This is a genomic window from Leifsonia sp. KNZ13-11D, from assembly GCF_056754895.1.
On the sequence record NZ_JBPGWU010000001.1, the window covers coordinates 3,793,519 to 3,808,204 of the forward strand.

At 72.4% G+C, this 14,686-nt stretch carries 13 protein-coding genes and 1 pseudogene; 3 read left to right on the forward strand and 11 right to left on the reverse strand.

Features of this window, described 5'->3' with window-relative positions:
• Positions 1 to 16 precede the first annotated feature (16 nt).
• The 3 genes and pseudogenes from ACR9Y5_RS18665 (at position 17) to ACR9Y5_RS18675 (ending at position 2,656) form a co-directional block, all read left to right on the forward strand.
• Positions 17 to 729, forward strand: a pseudogene (locus tag ACR9Y5_RS18665) (FAD:protein FMN transferase).
• A 50-nt stretch (positions 730 to 779) separates the two neighbouring features.
• A complete protein-coding gene (locus ACR9Y5_RS18670; protein ID WP_481299372.1) occupies positions 780 to 1,445 on the forward strand; it encodes a response regulator transcription factor in 666 nt (221 codons plus the stop codon).
• Positions 1,442 to 2,656: a sensor histidine kinase gene (locus tag ACR9Y5_RS18675; protein ID WP_481299373.1), complete on the forward strand. Its 1,215-nt coding sequence runs from the start codon at positions 1,442 to 1,444 to the stop codon at positions 2,654 to 2,656. Before ACR9Y5_RS18670 ends, ACR9Y5_RS18675 begins: the two co-directional genes overlap by 4 nt.
• A 72-nt stretch (positions 2,657 to 2,728) precedes the next feature.
• On the opposite strand, the gene ACR9Y5_RS18680 is transcribed toward ACR9Y5_RS18675, so the two are convergent.
• The 11 genes from ACR9Y5_RS18680 to ACR9Y5_RS18730 all read right to left on the reverse strand — a co-directional run bounded on the left by ACR9Y5_RS18680 (position 2,729) and on the right by ACR9Y5_RS18730 (position 14,668).
• Entirely contained in the window at positions 2,729 to 5,026 is a 2,298-nt protein-coding gene (locus ACR9Y5_RS18680) for an FUSC family protein (protein WP_481299374.1), read from the reverse strand.
• A gap of 80 nt (positions 5,027 to 5,106) precedes the next feature.
• The gene (locus tag ACR9Y5_RS18685) at positions 5,107 to 6,006 is read right to left on the reverse strand and encodes a class C sortase (protein ID WP_481299375.1); all 900 of its coding nucleotides are present in this window, start codon (positions 6,004 to 6,006) and stop codon (positions 5,107 to 5,109) included.
• A gap of 142 nt (positions 6,007 to 6,148) precedes the next feature.
• The gene (locus ACR9Y5_RS18690) at positions 6,149 to 7,741 is read right to left on the reverse strand and encodes a SpaH/EbpB family LPXTG-anchored major pilin (protein WP_481299376.1); all 1,593 of its coding nucleotides are present in this window, start codon (positions 7,739 to 7,741) and stop codon (positions 6,149 to 6,151) included.
• A 150-nt stretch (positions 7,742 to 7,891) separates the two neighbouring features.
• Positions 7,892 to 8,644, reverse strand: a complete 753-nt coding sequence (locus tag ACR9Y5_RS18695; protein ID WP_481299377.1) for an urease accessory protein UreD — start codon at positions 8,642 to 8,644, stop codon at positions 7,892 to 7,894.
• A complete protein-coding gene (gene ureG, locus ACR9Y5_RS18700) occupies positions 8,622 to 9,374 on the reverse strand; it encodes an urease accessory protein UreG (protein ID WP_481299609.1) in 753 nt (250 codons plus the stop codon). Before ureG ends, ACR9Y5_RS18695 begins: the two co-directional genes overlap by 23 nt.
• Positions 9,375 to 9,384: 10 nt before the next feature.
• On the reverse strand, positions 9,385 to 10,131 hold the full coding sequence (locus tag ACR9Y5_RS18705; RefSeq protein WP_481299378.1) for an urease accessory protein UreF: 747 nt from the start codon (positions 10,129 to 10,131) through the stop codon (positions 9,385 to 9,387).
• A 1-nt stretch (position 10,132) separates the two neighbouring features.
• A complete protein-coding gene (locus tag ACR9Y5_RS18710; protein WP_481299379.1) occupies positions 10,133 to 11,842 on the reverse strand; it encodes an urease subunit alpha in 1,710 nt (569 codons plus the stop codon).
• Positions 11,839 to 12,177, reverse strand: a complete 339-nt coding sequence (locus ACR9Y5_RS18715; protein WP_481299380.1) for an urease subunit beta — start codon at positions 12,175 to 12,177, stop codon at positions 11,839 to 11,841. The genes ACR9Y5_RS18710 and ACR9Y5_RS18715 overlap by 4 nt, the downstream gene beginning before the upstream one ends.
• Complete coding sequence (locus tag ACR9Y5_RS18720) at positions 12,174 to 12,476, reverse strand: urease subunit gamma (RefSeq protein WP_481299381.1); 303 nt, start codon at positions 12,474 to 12,476, stop codon at positions 12,174 to 12,176. The genes ACR9Y5_RS18715 and ACR9Y5_RS18720 overlap by 4 nt, the downstream gene beginning before the upstream one ends.
• 27 nt (positions 12,477 to 12,503) lie before the next feature.
• Positions 12,504 to 13,529, reverse strand: coding sequence for a bile acid:sodium symporter family protein (locus ACR9Y5_RS18725; protein WP_481299382.1), 1,026 nt, complete (start codon positions 13,527 to 13,529; stop codon positions 12,504 to 12,506).
• A complete protein-coding gene (locus ACR9Y5_RS18730; protein ID WP_481299383.1) occupies positions 13,526 to 14,668 on the reverse strand; it encodes a ring-opening amidohydrolase in 1,143 nt (380 codons plus the stop codon). Before ACR9Y5_RS18730 ends, ACR9Y5_RS18725 begins: the two co-directional genes overlap by 4 nt.
• Between the last annotated feature and the right edge of the window lie 18 nt (positions 14,669 to 14,686).

Consider the following 14,686-nt stretch of genomic DNA (forward strand, 5'->3'; position numbering starts at 1 on the left):
GGTGATGGGCATCCCGATGTCCATCGATGTCCGCGACGACCGGGATGCGGCCCCGTCGGCCGAGCGGGCGTTCGCGGTGCTGCGGGCGGCCGACCGCCGGTTCAGCCCCTACCTCCCGGACAGCGAGCTGAGTCGCCTCAACGCGGGCGAGCCCGTCGTGCCGAGCGACGACTTCCGCGAGGTCGTCGCGATCGGCGAGGCGGCCGCGCACGCTTCGGGCGGCGCCTTCCGCATCCGCCGGCCCGACGGCTCGTGGGACCTCGACGGCGTCGTGAAGGGCTGGGCTGCGGCGCGGGCCGCGCGGGAACTCGCGGCGGCCGGCCTCCACCACTACTGCCTGAACGCGGGCGGCGACGTCGTGGTCTCCGGCAGCCCGGGCGACGGTGCACCGTGGAACGTCGGCGTCCGCTCCCCCACGACCCCGCGGCCATGCTCGCGGTTCTCGCCCTCACCGACGCGGCTGTTGCGACCTCCGGCGCCTACGAGCGCGGGCCCCACATCGTCGACGGCCGCGACGACACCCCCGCCGCGGGGCTGCTGAGCGCGACCGTGATCGCCGGCGACCTGACCACGGCGGATGTGCTCGCGACCGCCGTCTTCGCCCTCGGCGCCGACGGCCTCCGCTGGGGGCTCGGGCAGGGCGCGCGCGGTGTGCTGGCGATGGATGCGGCGGGCCGCCTCCTGGGCGTCGGAGAGCTGCCGTTCGCCCGCCCCGCGGACGCCGGATGAGCGCCGCCGTACCCCCGGCGGTGCCCGGTCGCGGCTCCTATACTGCGGACATGACGGACACGGCCCGCGTGCTCATCGCCGAGGACGACAGCCGGCTGGCCGGGATGCTGGACACGCTGCTCCGGTCGGAGGGGTTCGGGGTCGAGGTCGCTCGCGACGGGCAGCGCGCCCTCCACCTCGGACTGACCGGCGAGTTCGCCGTGATCGTCCTCGACCGCGGGCTGCCCGCCATCGAGGGCCTGGATGTGCTGCGGCGGCTGCGTGAGAACGGCGTCACCACGCCCATCCTCGTGCTCTCCGCCCTCGGCACGGCTCCGGACCGGGTCGACGGCCTCAACGCCGGAGCGGAGGACTACCTGGCGAAACCCTTCGACATCGACGAGCTCGTCGCCCGTGTCCGTGCGCTCAACCGGCGCGCGTCCTCGGTCGTCCCCACGGTCCGCTTCCCCGGTGGACGGCTCGACACCGACAGCAGGACGGTCACGGTGGACGACGGAGAACGCACCGTCCTGTCGGAGCGCGAGTCCGCCCTCTTGGAGCGGCTCGCCCGCCGGCCGGGGCAGGTCTTCTCGCGCGCAGTCCTGCTCGACGAGGTCTTCGCGGACGCCGACGATCCCGGGGTCGTCGACACGTACGTCCACCACCTCCGCCGCAAGTTCGGCCGGACGCTCATCGAGACCGTGCGCGGCGTCGGCTACCGGATGGGTTCGCTGTGAGGACCGCCGACGAGCAGGAGCTGCGCTCCGCCTCCCTCCGGCTCGCCGCCCAGTTCGCGCTCATCATCCTCGGCCTCTTCATCGCGCTCGGCGCCGTCGTGTACACGGTGGTGTCGGCCGGACAGGCGGAGTCGGCGCAGAAGACGCTTTCGGACGCCTCGATGGTGGACTCGGTGCACGACGCCCCGCGCAACCTGCTCGTCACCGTGGTGATGCCGGGCGGACGCGACAGCTCGCCCGACATGCCGGACGGGCTGCCCGACGAGAAGGCCATCCGGAAGGTCATCGCCGACGGCGGTTCGCAGTCCGGCGTGGTGGAGGCGGGCGGCCAGCGCTACCTCACCGAGACGGATGTGCGGAACGGCAAGGTCGTGCAGATCGCGTACAGCCTCGCCGAGCAGGAGGAGGAGCTCAACCGGCTGGTGCTGGCGCTCGTCGCGTCCGGTCTCATCGCCACGGTCGCGGCCGCCGCGATCGGACTGGTGATCGCGCGCCGATCGATGCGGCCGCTGGCGGAGGCGCTCGCGCTGCAGCGGCGGTTCGTCGCGGACGCCGGCCACGAACTGCGCACACCGCTCACCCTGCTGAGCACCCGGGCCCAGTTGCTGCGACGGCACGTCGCCTCGGGAACCGCTGACGCCGGCGACGACGAGGTACGGGCCGGGCTGGACGAGATCGTCGACGACAGCCGGGCGCTCACCGAGATCGTGCAGGACCTGCTCACCGCCGCCGACCCGCGGCAGACCGCGGAGAGCGAAGGCGTCGACCTCGGTGAGCTCGCCGCCGCGGTCGCACGCTCGGCCGAGGGCAGAGCGGAGGAGCGCGGACTGTCGGTCTCCGTCGATGCCACGCCGGACGTGCTGGTGACCGGTGCCCCGGTCTCGCTGCGGCGGATGATCGTGGCGCTCGTCGACAACGCACTGGACCACGCGAGGTCCGAGGTCCGCCTCTCGGTGGCCGTCGCGCGCGATCGCGTCGTGCTGACGGTCGAGGACGACGGACCGGGCTTCTCGGCGGGCGTCGAGGACCGCGCGTTCGAACGCTTCGCGAGCGCCCGGGATGCGCAGCCCGGCGACGACCGCGCCCGGCACTACGGTCTGGGTCTCGCGCTGGTCGCCGAGGTGGTCAACCGTCATCACGGCACGGTGGATGCCTCCAACCGGGAGGGCGGGGGTGCGGCCGTCACCGTGCGGCTGCCGCGCCGGGAGTGAGGGGCGGGGCAGCGCGCGCTCGGTGCGCGACGCTCGGTGCGCGGGCTCAGCGCGCGGGCTCAGCGCGCGGGCTCAGCGCGCGACGGCGTCGCGCAGCGTCTGCACCGGGGCGACGATCACCGTCTCGAGACGGCTCACCACCTCCAGGTAGTCCGCCGTCCAGATGAGGCGGACGGCCGTGGCGCTGTCGTGTATGTCCGTCGAGTGCGCCTGGCTCTCGAGAACGGCTCCCGCGAGGCGCGCCACCATGGCGGGGTCGCTCGGGACGGGTTCCGGCAGCGCTCCGCGTGCCAGGAGCCGCGCGGCCAGCTCGTGGTACCAGCTCTCCAGCCGGTCGAGGGCCTCGTCGAGCGCTTCGCGCGCCTCCGCCGTGTGCGGATCGACGGGCGGCTGTCCGCGCCACAGTTCCAGGATGGCGTCGCCGGCCAGCCGGACGCCGGCCACTCCGGTGACCGAGGCCGACACCTCCGCCAGCGGCAGGCGCTTGGTGCCTCGCTCGGCGAGGTAGGTGCGGAACGCGTCGTCCAGCCTCCGTGACGCCGCCGCCGCGCGGAGCGACTGAGCGTGCGCGTCGACGGGGGCCGTTGCAGCATCGCGCGGCCCGGCTCCTGCTGCGACGGCGGCGCTCAGGTAGCGGATGCTCTCCGAGTACGCGTCCGACAGCGCACGCCGTAAGGAGGCGGCGGCGCCCCGCGGCCAGAACAGCACGCCCACCACGAGGCTGACGGCACAACCGAGGGCGATGTCCTCGATGCGGATGAGGCCGACCGTCCACCCGGTCGGCGCGATGATGTTGAAGAGCAGCACGAGCACGACCGTGAAGGCCGCCTGACCCGCGGCGAACGAGATCGCTGCGGGCGCGACGCCGGCGACGAGGATCCCGAGCGGCAGCACGATCCAGAGCGCCACCGGGTTGCCGCCGATCAGGAACAGCGCCGCCGCGCCGAGCACGACGCCGAGCACCGTGCCCAGCACTCCGCGGAGCACGGTCTGGCCGGTGCTCAGCGCGTTCGACCGCAGGACCGACAGGGTGCCGAGCACGACCCAGAACGAGTGCTCGACCCCGGTCAGCTTCGCGAGCAGCACGGCCAGCCCCAGTGCGATGGCCCCACGGATGCTGTTCCGCAACCAGACGGAGTTCCAGCCGATGTATCCGCTCGCGCGTTCGGCGGCCGCGGCGACGGGGCCGCTCAGGTCGCCGGGCTGTCGTCCCAGCAGCCGCTGCCACCAGGTGCGGCGTTCGGCGCGCGCGGTCAGGGCGATGTTCCCGCCGGCTGTCGCGACCGCGTAGGCGAGTTCCTGGGCCCGGAAGCCGGGGTCGAGCGTCGTGACCACCTCCTGCGCGGCGCCGCCCGGTCTGCGTGCCGGGGCCGGCTGGGCGAGCATCGCCGCCTCCACCGCCCGCCGGGTGTCCGAGAGCCGATCGAGAGCGTCCTCCAGCGCGGAGGGGTCGGCGCCGTGCTGCGCGAGCACGAACGCGCCCTCGTCGAGGACGTCCGCGGCGGCGGCCTTCAACGCGATGGCCGCATCATGCGTCGGGTCGGAGGCGGCCAGCGGGCGCGCATACCGGTCGTACTGCGCCATGACGGCGTCCAGCCAGTTCAGTTCGTCGACGAGCCGGACGATCGTCCGCGCCGGTGTGCTGAGGCTGGTCGGTCGGTACGGCGTGGCGAGGAACGACTCGTGCAGCGCTCCGACGGCGGCGTCGGCCGCGACGACCGCGCGATCGCGCTCGGCGACGAGGGAACCCTCCCCCGTGCCGGGCCGCCCGGCGAACTCGTCGCGCACCCCGAGCATGTAGGCGGACTCCGCGCGCAACCGTGCGCCCAGGGCGCGGATCGCCTCCACCGCGGGGCCCCGCAACGGTTCGCGCGCCGGGGCAGGCCAGAGCACGGTGACGGCGACGATGCACACGACGGCCGCCATCCCCCACCCGAGCAGGCGCGGCGCAAGGGACTCGACCGTTCCCGGTAGGGTCACGGGCAGCACGAACGCCAGAAGCAGCGCCGTGCTGGCGGACGCCGTCACCGAGCTCACCGCCCCGGAGAAGAGCACGGCCAGCGCGACGACCGTCATCGCGACCGCCGACAGCCACGCGGGCTGGGATGCCAGCGTTCCGAGGCACACGAGCACCGCACCGGCTACGGCGAGCGCCGCGAGAGCTTGGGCCCGCTCGCGGAGGGGTCCGCCGAAGTCGACGAACAGCAGCATCGCGAACGATCCGAACGCCGAGAAGATGGCGACGTCAGGGTTGCGGATCACCCCGCTCGCGAAGGCGAACAGCAGCGGCATGACGATCGCGGCGCGTCCGGCGCGCCGCAGCGCGCTGTACCCCGGATCGTGCCGAGCCAGCCACCGCCAGACCCGCATTCGGCCTCCCGCATCCTGTGCGGCGCCCACCGATGGGGGTGCCGTCCAGGCACAGGATAGTGGCCTGTCGGCGGTTGCGGTCAGGGCTCGGCGCCCGGCCTCTCGCGCCCCGAGCGCGGTCGCTTGGGCGTGCGCGGAGCGGCATGGTGGGCGACGAGAGGATCGCTGCGCCCCGCCCACCAGATGTAGACCCCGAGGAGGAGCAGCGCACCGCCGTAGAAGACCGCCCACCACGGGAATCCGAGCGATGCTTTCGTCTTCTTCGCGGCTTTCAGGTCTTTGGCGGGTGTGGGCAGGATGCGGTGGGCGGTGACCAGGATCCGGTGGGTGTTGATACCGAGCGGCGTGCAGGTCACGAGCGTGACCAGGTCTTCGCCGGCCTCCTGCCGAAGGGTGGTCGTGTCCTCCGGCTCCACAACCCGCGTGTTGATCACCTGGTAGGTCAGGACCTCCCCGAAGGTGGTGATGACGAAGGTGTCGCCGACGGTGACCTTGTCGAGGTCCGTGAACATCGCGGCGTCCGCGAGTCCGCGGTGGGCGGTGATCACGGCGTGCGTGCTCTTGCCACCGACCGGGAGCGACGTGCCCTGCAGGTGGCCCGCGCCCTTGAGGAGAGCCTCGTCACTGGTGCCGTGGTAGATGGGGAGATCGACGCCGATCTTGGGAATCTGGATGCGGGACATGGTTCCGCTGGGCGTGTTGAGGAGCTTCCAGTAGTCGTACACCTTCTGACCACCGGTGCCATTGCCCGTCGGCACGCGCGAGTTCGCTTCGAGGATGGCACCGGCCGAGAGGTCGGCGTTGTACCGGCGTGCTTCTTTGAGCTGCTGGGAGGCGCTCGGCTTCACCTTCTTCACCGAGTCGCTGTATGTGCTGATCACGAGCGACTGGTTGTACGCCGAGAGCCAGCTCGCGGCCGGGGAGTACGCGAGGGTCGTCGAGCCGGCGAATGCGATGACCGCGGTGAGGATCAGCAGCACGCCCGGCCGCCAACGGGGTCGTCGGACGGCGTAGCGTGGCGCGGCTCGCTGCATGTGGATTCCGGTCTCTCGTTTCAGCGGAACAGGGGCGGGTCCGGTCGTGCCGTCCCGCCCCTGCTCGGTTCTCGCTGGATGGTGCCGATCAGGCGTTCTCGCGGCGACCGTTTCGACGACGGATGACGAGCACGCCGCCGAGAGCGATGATGAGCAGCGCGATGCCGCCGATGGTCATGGCCACCTGAACGTTGGATCCGGTGAACGGCAGCTGCGGGACACCCTGCTGCGTGTTCTCGATCTTCACGAGCGGGACGGCGCCGTTGGCGCCGACCTTGACCAGGACGGCCGTCAGAGCGGCACTGCCCGTGGGGAGCACGAAGCCGTTCGGGGCCGCGATCTCCTCGAGCACGTAGCAGCGCTGCTGGAAGTCGTGACCGGCGACGGTCGTGTTCGACACGGTGCCATCGGCAGCGACCGTCATCTCGGTGTCACCGATCCAGAGACCCGGGACGGTGATGATGCCGGTGTCGTCGGAGGTGACGATGTAGGGGTTGCCGGTGCCGGCGGTCGTGACCTTCTGGAGGCCCGTCACGTCGGGCGTGCACTCCGACTGCTGGTCGGTGGTGCCCATGTAGACCTGGAACTTCGCCCCGACGAGGCCGTCGGTGCTCTTCGCGGCGTTCACCTTCTGGATGGTGAGGTCGCCCCACCGCGTGCTGGTCGTGGTCGACGGCGAGCCGTCAGGGCCGTTCGGGGTCCCGGGCGTGAGCGCGAAGTCGTTGAGGTTCACGAACGCCTGGTTGTCGATCTGTCCGGGAGTGTTGGCGGTCGCCTGGAAGTCGAAGACGACATTCTGCCCGGCCTGCAGCTTGGCCAGGCCCGCCGCGGTGAACGTGACCGTGAGCTTCTGTCCCGCCCAGGCGGCGGTGTAGTCCGTGCCGGAGACGAAGGTCGTCGTGCCCGCTGTGACGGTCACCGGAACGGTGGTGAGCGGAGTGAGCTTGGCGTCCAGCGTGTCCGTGAGCACGAACTTCGTGTAGGCCTCGCCGGTGGCCAGCGCCGGAATCAACTGCGTGACCTGGTACTCGACCGGGGAACCCAGCACCGCACCGTTGGTGGGCTGGTCGACGACGTTCTTCACCGGACCCGCGGCGATCGTGTTCTTCGGGTAGACGTTGACGTCGTACACCCAGTCGCCGTTCAGGTTCTTGCTGTCGGCCGGCGTCGGAAGCGTGACGATGAACGGCGCGGCGGGGGCGACGACGTTGGACGGCGCGGAGACCTCACGCACGAAGTAGGCGCCGAGAGGGAGCTTGGCCGAGGTCGAGGCTCCGGTCGCGTCGGTGGCGGGCATCGACGTGCAGTTGCCGAGCGTGTACGACGCGAGCTGGGTGACGCCCTGCGCGGCGGCCGCCTGCTTGGCCGTCGCCGTGATGGCGTTCAGCGCATCCCAACCGGTGTTGGTGCCGTCGAGCAGGTTGATCCCGTCGATGCTGCAGTACTCGAAGACGACCCCCGCCACCGGCGCCGTGGTCGGATCGGTCCCGGTGCCTGCGGCGTTCTGGTCGCCGTTGCCCGGGTTGGTGAACTTGTGGACCATGATCTGGCCCTGCTGAGCCGTATCGATCGAGGCGGCTTGGGCTGCCGCGCTGGTCGCCAGTACGCCCAGCGCCCCCAGGGACAACGCTGTGCCGACCGCGAGCGCTGTCCGCCCGCGTTGCCGTGTGATTGCGCTCATCTGCTGTGTGCTTCCTTTCGTTCACCGCTCGGTGCGGCGTGGAGTCTCACTTATGTAGACGCCATCGGGCGCACATCACGACGGACGGCCAGGCCCTATACACGCATTCAGCGCGCCGACCGGCAGCACCCGGCAGACCCCCGGCGGCACTCAGCGGGCGAGCGCGGAAGCGCGCCACGCCGTGTACGCGAGCCCCGCCGCCGGGGAGAGTCGCTCCCCCTGCCGGGCGAGGACCCGGACGATGGCGCCGGGCTCGTCGAGACGCAGGGTCGCATCGGCGGGCGCCTCGTCCAGGTCGGGCGCATCCCACCCGGCCGCGAACGTGCTGTCGACCGTGCGCACCCGGGGGAGGATGCCGGGCAGATCGGCGTGGGCGGTGCCGAGCTCGAGGTCCTCGGCGAGCACGTCACCGGCCGCGTCCCGGACGCGCACCCGGGACAGGATGCGGCCGCCGGTCTCGCCGGTGCGGCCGCGCACCGACGTCTCACGGACGAGCACGCGGGCGTCGCGGCCGAGGTCGACCGTGAGGGAGCGGGTCACGTCGGCGCCGGTGGCGGCGACGAGCGGGGCGCCGTCGTACAGGAAGGTGCCGCCGCCGCCGACGTGGACGACCATCGACAGCGAGGAGGCGACGCCGCCGGCATCGTGCGCGACGATTCCGGACGGCTCGACGAGCTCCAGCGCGACGCCGTCGCCGACCTCCACGTGCAGCTCGACCCGGTCGCCGCCGAGCAGCATCATGCGGATCCCGACCAGCGCGCAGCGCAGCAGCGGGCCGCGGCTCCACACCGGCCGCGGCGCGATGGCGTCGCCGGAGTCGAGCAGCGTCCAGGCGGGGCCCGCGACGGTGGCCGCCACCGCGATGCGCGTCGGGCGCGGGTCAGCCCCCGCGGACCGCGTCATCGTCGTGCGAGTGGATGTAGCCGCCCTCCTCGTCCGCATGGAAATGCGGCGCCATCGGGCCCGGGTCCTGTGGGGTGTGCGCGCCCGACCGGTGCTGATCGAGCATCCACAGCAGCCAGGCCCGCAGCTCCGCCACCGTCTCGGGGAGGTGCCGCGACAGCGCCAGAACGGGCCGGCCCTCGCGGGCGGCGAGTGCGTCCTCCGCCATCCGTCCGGCGTCCACCCCGACGTATGGCGCGAGGTCGATCTTGTTGACGATGAGCAAGTCGGCGCGGGCGATGCCCGGACCGCCCTTGCGGGCGACGTCGCCGCCGCCGGCCACGTCGAGCACGAAGAGCTGGGCGTCCACCAGGGCCGGAGAGAAGGTCGCGGTCAGGTTGTCCCCTCCGCTCTCGACGAGCACCAGATCGAGCGGCGCGAAGTCGTGCTCGAGGTCCTCCACCGCGAGGAGGTTGGTGGTCACGTCGTCGCGGATCGCGGTGTGCGGGCACGCACCGGTCTCCACCGCGCGGATGCGTTCCTCCGGGAGGATGCCCTCCGACTTGAGGAAACGCGCGTCCTCGTCGGTGTAGATGTCGTTGGTGATGACGCCGATGCGGAGTTCACCGGCGAGCGCGCGGCAGATGGTCGCGATGAGCGAGCTCTTGCCCACGCCGACCGGGCCGGCGATGCCGAGGCGGAGCGTGGTCCGCCTCTCGTCGGTCGTGTGGTGGTGGTGGTGGTGCTCGATGGTCTGCAGGTCACGAGACAAAGAGCCTTCTCCTTTCGGTTGCGTGGAGCTGGGTCCACATCTCGATCCGGGGTGCGCCGAGCGCGGGGAGGTCCGCCGGCCCGGTCACGGCCAGCGCGCGGGCGACGACGGCGTCGATCTCCGGGGCCAGGTCGACGATCCACGCCGCGGAGGCGAAGGGGTCCGTCGGCAGCAGCTTCAGCGCGGAGGAGGCGACGCTCTGGGCCTCCTCGTAGCAGACGACGGTGGCGGCGTCGGCCGGATCGCCGCCGAGTGCGCTCACCAGGGCGCCGAGCACGATCGGGCGGAACGGCTCCCGGGTCTGCGCGAGCACGCCGAGGGCGGCGGAGTGGGGCGCCAGCCGGAGCCCCAGCCGCAGCAGCCCGCGGCCGAGCAGCCGCGACGCGGCCCGCATCGGCGCCGAGGGGGTGCGGGCGGCGAGGGCGCGGGAGAGCCCGGCGAAGGCGGTGGCGGCGTCCACATCGGCGGCTTCCGCATCGGCGGCGTCCGCGCCCACGTCCTCGGCCTCCCCTGCCACTCGCGCCGCGATCCGCGCCGCGAGCACCGCCGCCGCCGCATCCGTCGACGCCACCGTCGCCAGGCGCGCACGCAGGTACCCCGGCACGTCCGCCAGGGTCGCCCCCGCCTGCACCGCCGCCTCGAACCCGGCCGAGTGCGCGTACGCGCCCGAGGGCAGCCGGGAGTCGGCGAGGAGGAGGCTGAGGGCGGAGACGGGCCGCGCCGGAGCGACGCTCATGTCAGAACAGGCTGTACCGCTGCGCGAGCGGCACCTCGGTCGCCGGGGCGGGCTGGATCTCCTCGCCGTCGATGGTCACCAGGAACGTCTCGGGGTTCACCGAGATGCTGGGGAGGGCGTCGTTGTTGGGCATGTCGCTCTTGCCGACGCCGCGGGTGCTGGAGATCGCCGACAGCCGCCGGGTCAGCCCGAGCCGGCCCGCGAGCCCGCCGTCGATGGCGGCCTCGGTGACGAAGGTGGTCGACAGGGCAGGCGCGACGCTGGCGGAGGCGGCCAGGCCCTGGCGCATCCACACCGGCTGGGGGGTGGGCAGCGTGGCGTTGGGGTCGCCCATCTGGCCGAGCACGAGCGCGCCGCCCTTCACCACGACGTCGGGACGGATGCCGAAGAACGCGGGGCTCCACAGCACCAGGTCGGCGAGCTTGCCGGCTTCGATGGAGCCGACCTCGTGCGCGATGCCGTGCGCGATCGCCGGGCAGATCGTGTACTTCGCGACATAGCGGCGCGCGCGTGCGTTGTCGGCCGGCTCGCCGCCGCCGGAGCCGCCGAGGTGCGCCTTCATCGCGTGCGCCACCTGCCAGGTGCGCGTGATCGTCTCGCCGATGCGTCCCATCGCCTGGGCGTCCGAGGAGGTGACGGACAGCGCGCCGAGGTCGTGCAGCACGTCCTCCGCCATCATCGTGGTGGCGCGGATGCGCGACTCCGCGAAGGCCAGGTCCTCGGGCACCCGCGGGTTGAGGTGATGGCAGACCATGAGCATGTCGAGGTGCTCCGCCACGGTGTTGACCGTGAACGGCAGGGTGGGGTTCGTGGAGGCGGGGATGACGTTCTCGTGCGAGGCCACCGTGATGATGTCGGGCGCATGGCCGCCCCCTGCGCCCTCCGCGTGGAAGATGTGGATGCCGCGCCCGCCGATGGCCGCGAGCGTGTCCTGCACGTACCCGGCCTCGTTGAGGGAGTCCGCGTGCAGCGCCACCTGGATGCCCCACCGGTCGGCGGCCCGCAGTGCGGCGTCGATGGCGCCGGGGGTGGAGCCCCAGTCCTCGTGCACCTTCACCGCGGCGGCGCCTGCGAGCACCTGCTCGTCGATGGCGGCATCCCGCACCGTGTTGCCCTTGCCGTAGAGCAGGAAGTTCATCGGCAGCGCGTCCAGGGCGCGGTGGATCGTCGCCAGGTTCCAGGGCCCCGGCGTCACCGTGGTCGCCTTGGAGCCCTCGGCCGGTCCGGTGCCGCCGCCGCCCACCGTGGTGATCCCGGAGGCCAGGGCCTCGGCGAGCGCCTCCAGCCCGAGCAGGTGCACGTGGGTGTCGATGCCGCCCGCGGTGAGGATCTTGCCCTCGCCGGAGAGGATCTCGGTGCTCGCGCCGATCTCCAGCCCGGGGGTGACACCCGGCATCACGTCGGGGTTGCCCGCCTTGCCGACGGCGACGATCCGGCCGTCCTTGACGCCGACGTCCGCCTTCACCACGCCCCAGTGGTCGAGCACGATCGCGTTGGTGATCACCAGGTCGGGCGCCCCCTCCGCGCTGGTGAGCATCGACTGCAGCATCGACTCGCGGATGTTCTTGCCGCCGCCGAAGACCGCCTCGTCGCCTCCCGCGGTGTAGTCGAGCGAGGGGGTGATCCACAGGTCGGTGTCTCCGAGACGCACCTGGTCGCCCACGGTCGGGCCGTACAGGTGGCGGTAGGCGTGCCGGTCGATGGCGGTCATCGGTCCTCCTCGTCTCCGGTCCGGATGCGCAGCCCCGGGATGCGCCGCGCGCCCGCGAGCGCGACCAGCGGCACCTCGCGCTCCACGCCGGGCTCGAACCGCACCGCGGTCCCGGCGGCGATGTCGAGGCGGAAGCCCACGGCCTGCGCGCGGTCGAACGCCAGCGCCTCGTTGACGTCGGCGAAGTGGAAGTGCGAGCCGACCTGGACGGGCCGGTCGCCGGTGTTCACGACGAGCAGCGTGCGCGACTCCCGGCCGGCGTTGATGGTGACCGGCTCGTCGAGCAGGCGCACCTCCCCCGGGACGACGGGACGCGGAACGGCGAAGGAGGTCATGCGATGGGCTCCGTGATCGTCACGAGCTTGCGCCCGTCCGGGAAGGTGGCTTCGATCTGCAGGTCGGGGATGAGCTCGGGGATGCCCGGCTGCACGTCGGCGCGGCTGAGCACCGCGCGGCCGTCGCGCATGAGGTCGGGCACGTTGGCCCCCTCGCGGGCGCGCTCCAGCACCCAGCACGAGAGGTAGGCGACGGTCTCCGGATAGTTGAGCAGGACGCCGCGCTCGCGGCGGTCCCTCGCGACCATGCCGGCGACGGCCAGCAGCAGCTTGTCGCGGTCGGACGGACTGAACAGCATCGGGTCTCCTCTCGTTCCGAGGTCGGGTCAGGCGCTGGCCGGCGCGTTCTCGGTCGGCGCGGTGTCCGCGGCGGTCGTCTGCGCGAAGCGCCGGGCGAGCACGGCGCACACGAAGATCTGGATCTGGTGGAACAGCATCAGCGGGAAGATGGTGAGCCCGAGCGCCGGGCCGGGGAACTGCACGGCGGCGATGGGGACACCCGTGGTGAGGCTCTTCTTCGACCCGCAGAACATGATCGCGATCCGGTCGGCGCGGTCGAAGCGGAGCAGGCCGGAGCCGAACCAGGTGAGGCACAGCACGATGGCCAGCAGCAGCGCGTCCGCCACGATCACCGCCAGCACCGAGAGCACGGACAGCTCCCGCCAGATCCCACTGACGACGCTCTCGCTGAACGCGCTGTAGACCACGAGCAGAATGGAGCCCCGGTCGACGATCCGCATGCTCGCCGGGTGACGGCCCACCCAGCCGGCCAGCCAGCGCCGCATCAGCTGGCCGGCCACGAACGGCAGGATGATCTGCGCGCAGAGGGTGAGGATGTTCTCCGGCGACACCACGGCGTGCTTGCTGAGCAGCAGGGCGACGAGGAACGGCGAGACGAACACGCCGAGCACGTTGGAGAGCGAGGCGGCGCACACCGCGGCCGACACGTTGCCGCCGGCCAGCGAAGTGAACGCGATCGAGGACTGCACGGTCGAGGGCAGCGTGGTGAGGAACAGCACGCCGACGTACAGCGCCGGCGACAGCAGCCACGGCACGAACACCTGGAAGGCGAGCCCGAGCAGCGGGAACACCAGGAACGACACCACCACCACGGTCGTGTGCAGCCGCCAGTGCCGGAGCCCGCGCAGCGCCTCCGCAGTGGACAGCCGCACCCCGTTGAGGAAGAACAGCAGCGCGATCGCCACCGTGCTCGCGCCCTTGGCGATCGGGACGGCCGCCCCAGTCGCGGGCAGCAGGGTCGCGAGCACCACCGTGGCGATCATGCCCACGAGGAAGAGGTCCGCCTTGGCCAGCAGCCGCCTGGCGGCCGAGCGCGGCTCGGCAGCGGTCATCGGCGCACCACGGCGGCGACGGGGTTGGCTCCGGGAGGGCCCATGTGCGAGTTGCGCTCGCCGCCCGAGACGAAGACCTTCGGCTGGCCGGTGACGCTGACCACGAGCGCGCCGCCCACGGTCTTGGCCACGTGGTGCGCCTCGTGGTCGTCGAGCAGGGTGATGTGCTCGCCGCGCAGCCGGTCGCTGCCGGGCAGGGCGAACTTCGCGAAGACGTGCACGATGCGCTCGCGGGCCGCCTCGTCGGGCAGCTCCCCGAACGCGAGCCCGGCGGAGCGGAGGGCGCCGAGCACCCCGCCGAGGTCGGCGAAGTCGGCGGTGAGCGCGTGGCCGACGCGGATGGCCGACGCCGAGTCGGCGCGGTTGCCGGCGACCAGCACCTCGCCGCGCCGCTTCTCCCCACCCGCCGAGGTGAGCGCCACCGAGCTGTAGAGCGACCAGTCCCGGCGGATGACGTCGTCGGTGACCGCGCCCTCCGGCACCTCGCCGAGCGCGACGGCCACGCCGAGCGCCGCGGCGTCGTTCGACCAGCACATCGAGCCCATCGGGCCGATCCCCGGGTCTTCGGTGACGAGCGGGATGCCCGCGGCGCGCGCCTCGTCGATGACGCGCTGGGTGAGTGCGGGGCCCTTGACCATGACCAGGTGCACGTCGGCCGGGTCGGTGATCCCGGCCGCCGCGATCGCCTCGGCGACGGCGGCTGAGACCTTTGCCACCTGGCCGGTGCGGCCGACCTCCTCGGGGAGGATGTCCTCGGTGTGCGCGCGCCCGACCACCAGACCGCCGCCGGCCGGCAGTCCGTCGGCCTCGGCCGCGGGAACCCACTCCTGCGAGACGATCGCGGCATTGGGGCTGATGACGCCGGGGCTTCCGCCCGAGACGATCAGGCTGACGGTGTCGGCGACCTCCCCCGGCTCGACCCCCCTGGCGGCGGCGAGGGCGTCGCGCAGGCTCAGCTCGCAGAACAGCCTCCCGTAGTCGTTGTAGAGGCCGTGGCCCTCCGACTTGGCGATGATCGCGACGACGGACTGCGGGTCGACCGTGCCGTCGGTGAGCACGCGGGTCACCGCGCTCGTGTCGTTCGGGGTGAGCATCGGGACGACGGTGATCGTCGTCCGCGGGACCAGCTGAGTGTTCATGCACGCGTCTTTCGTGGC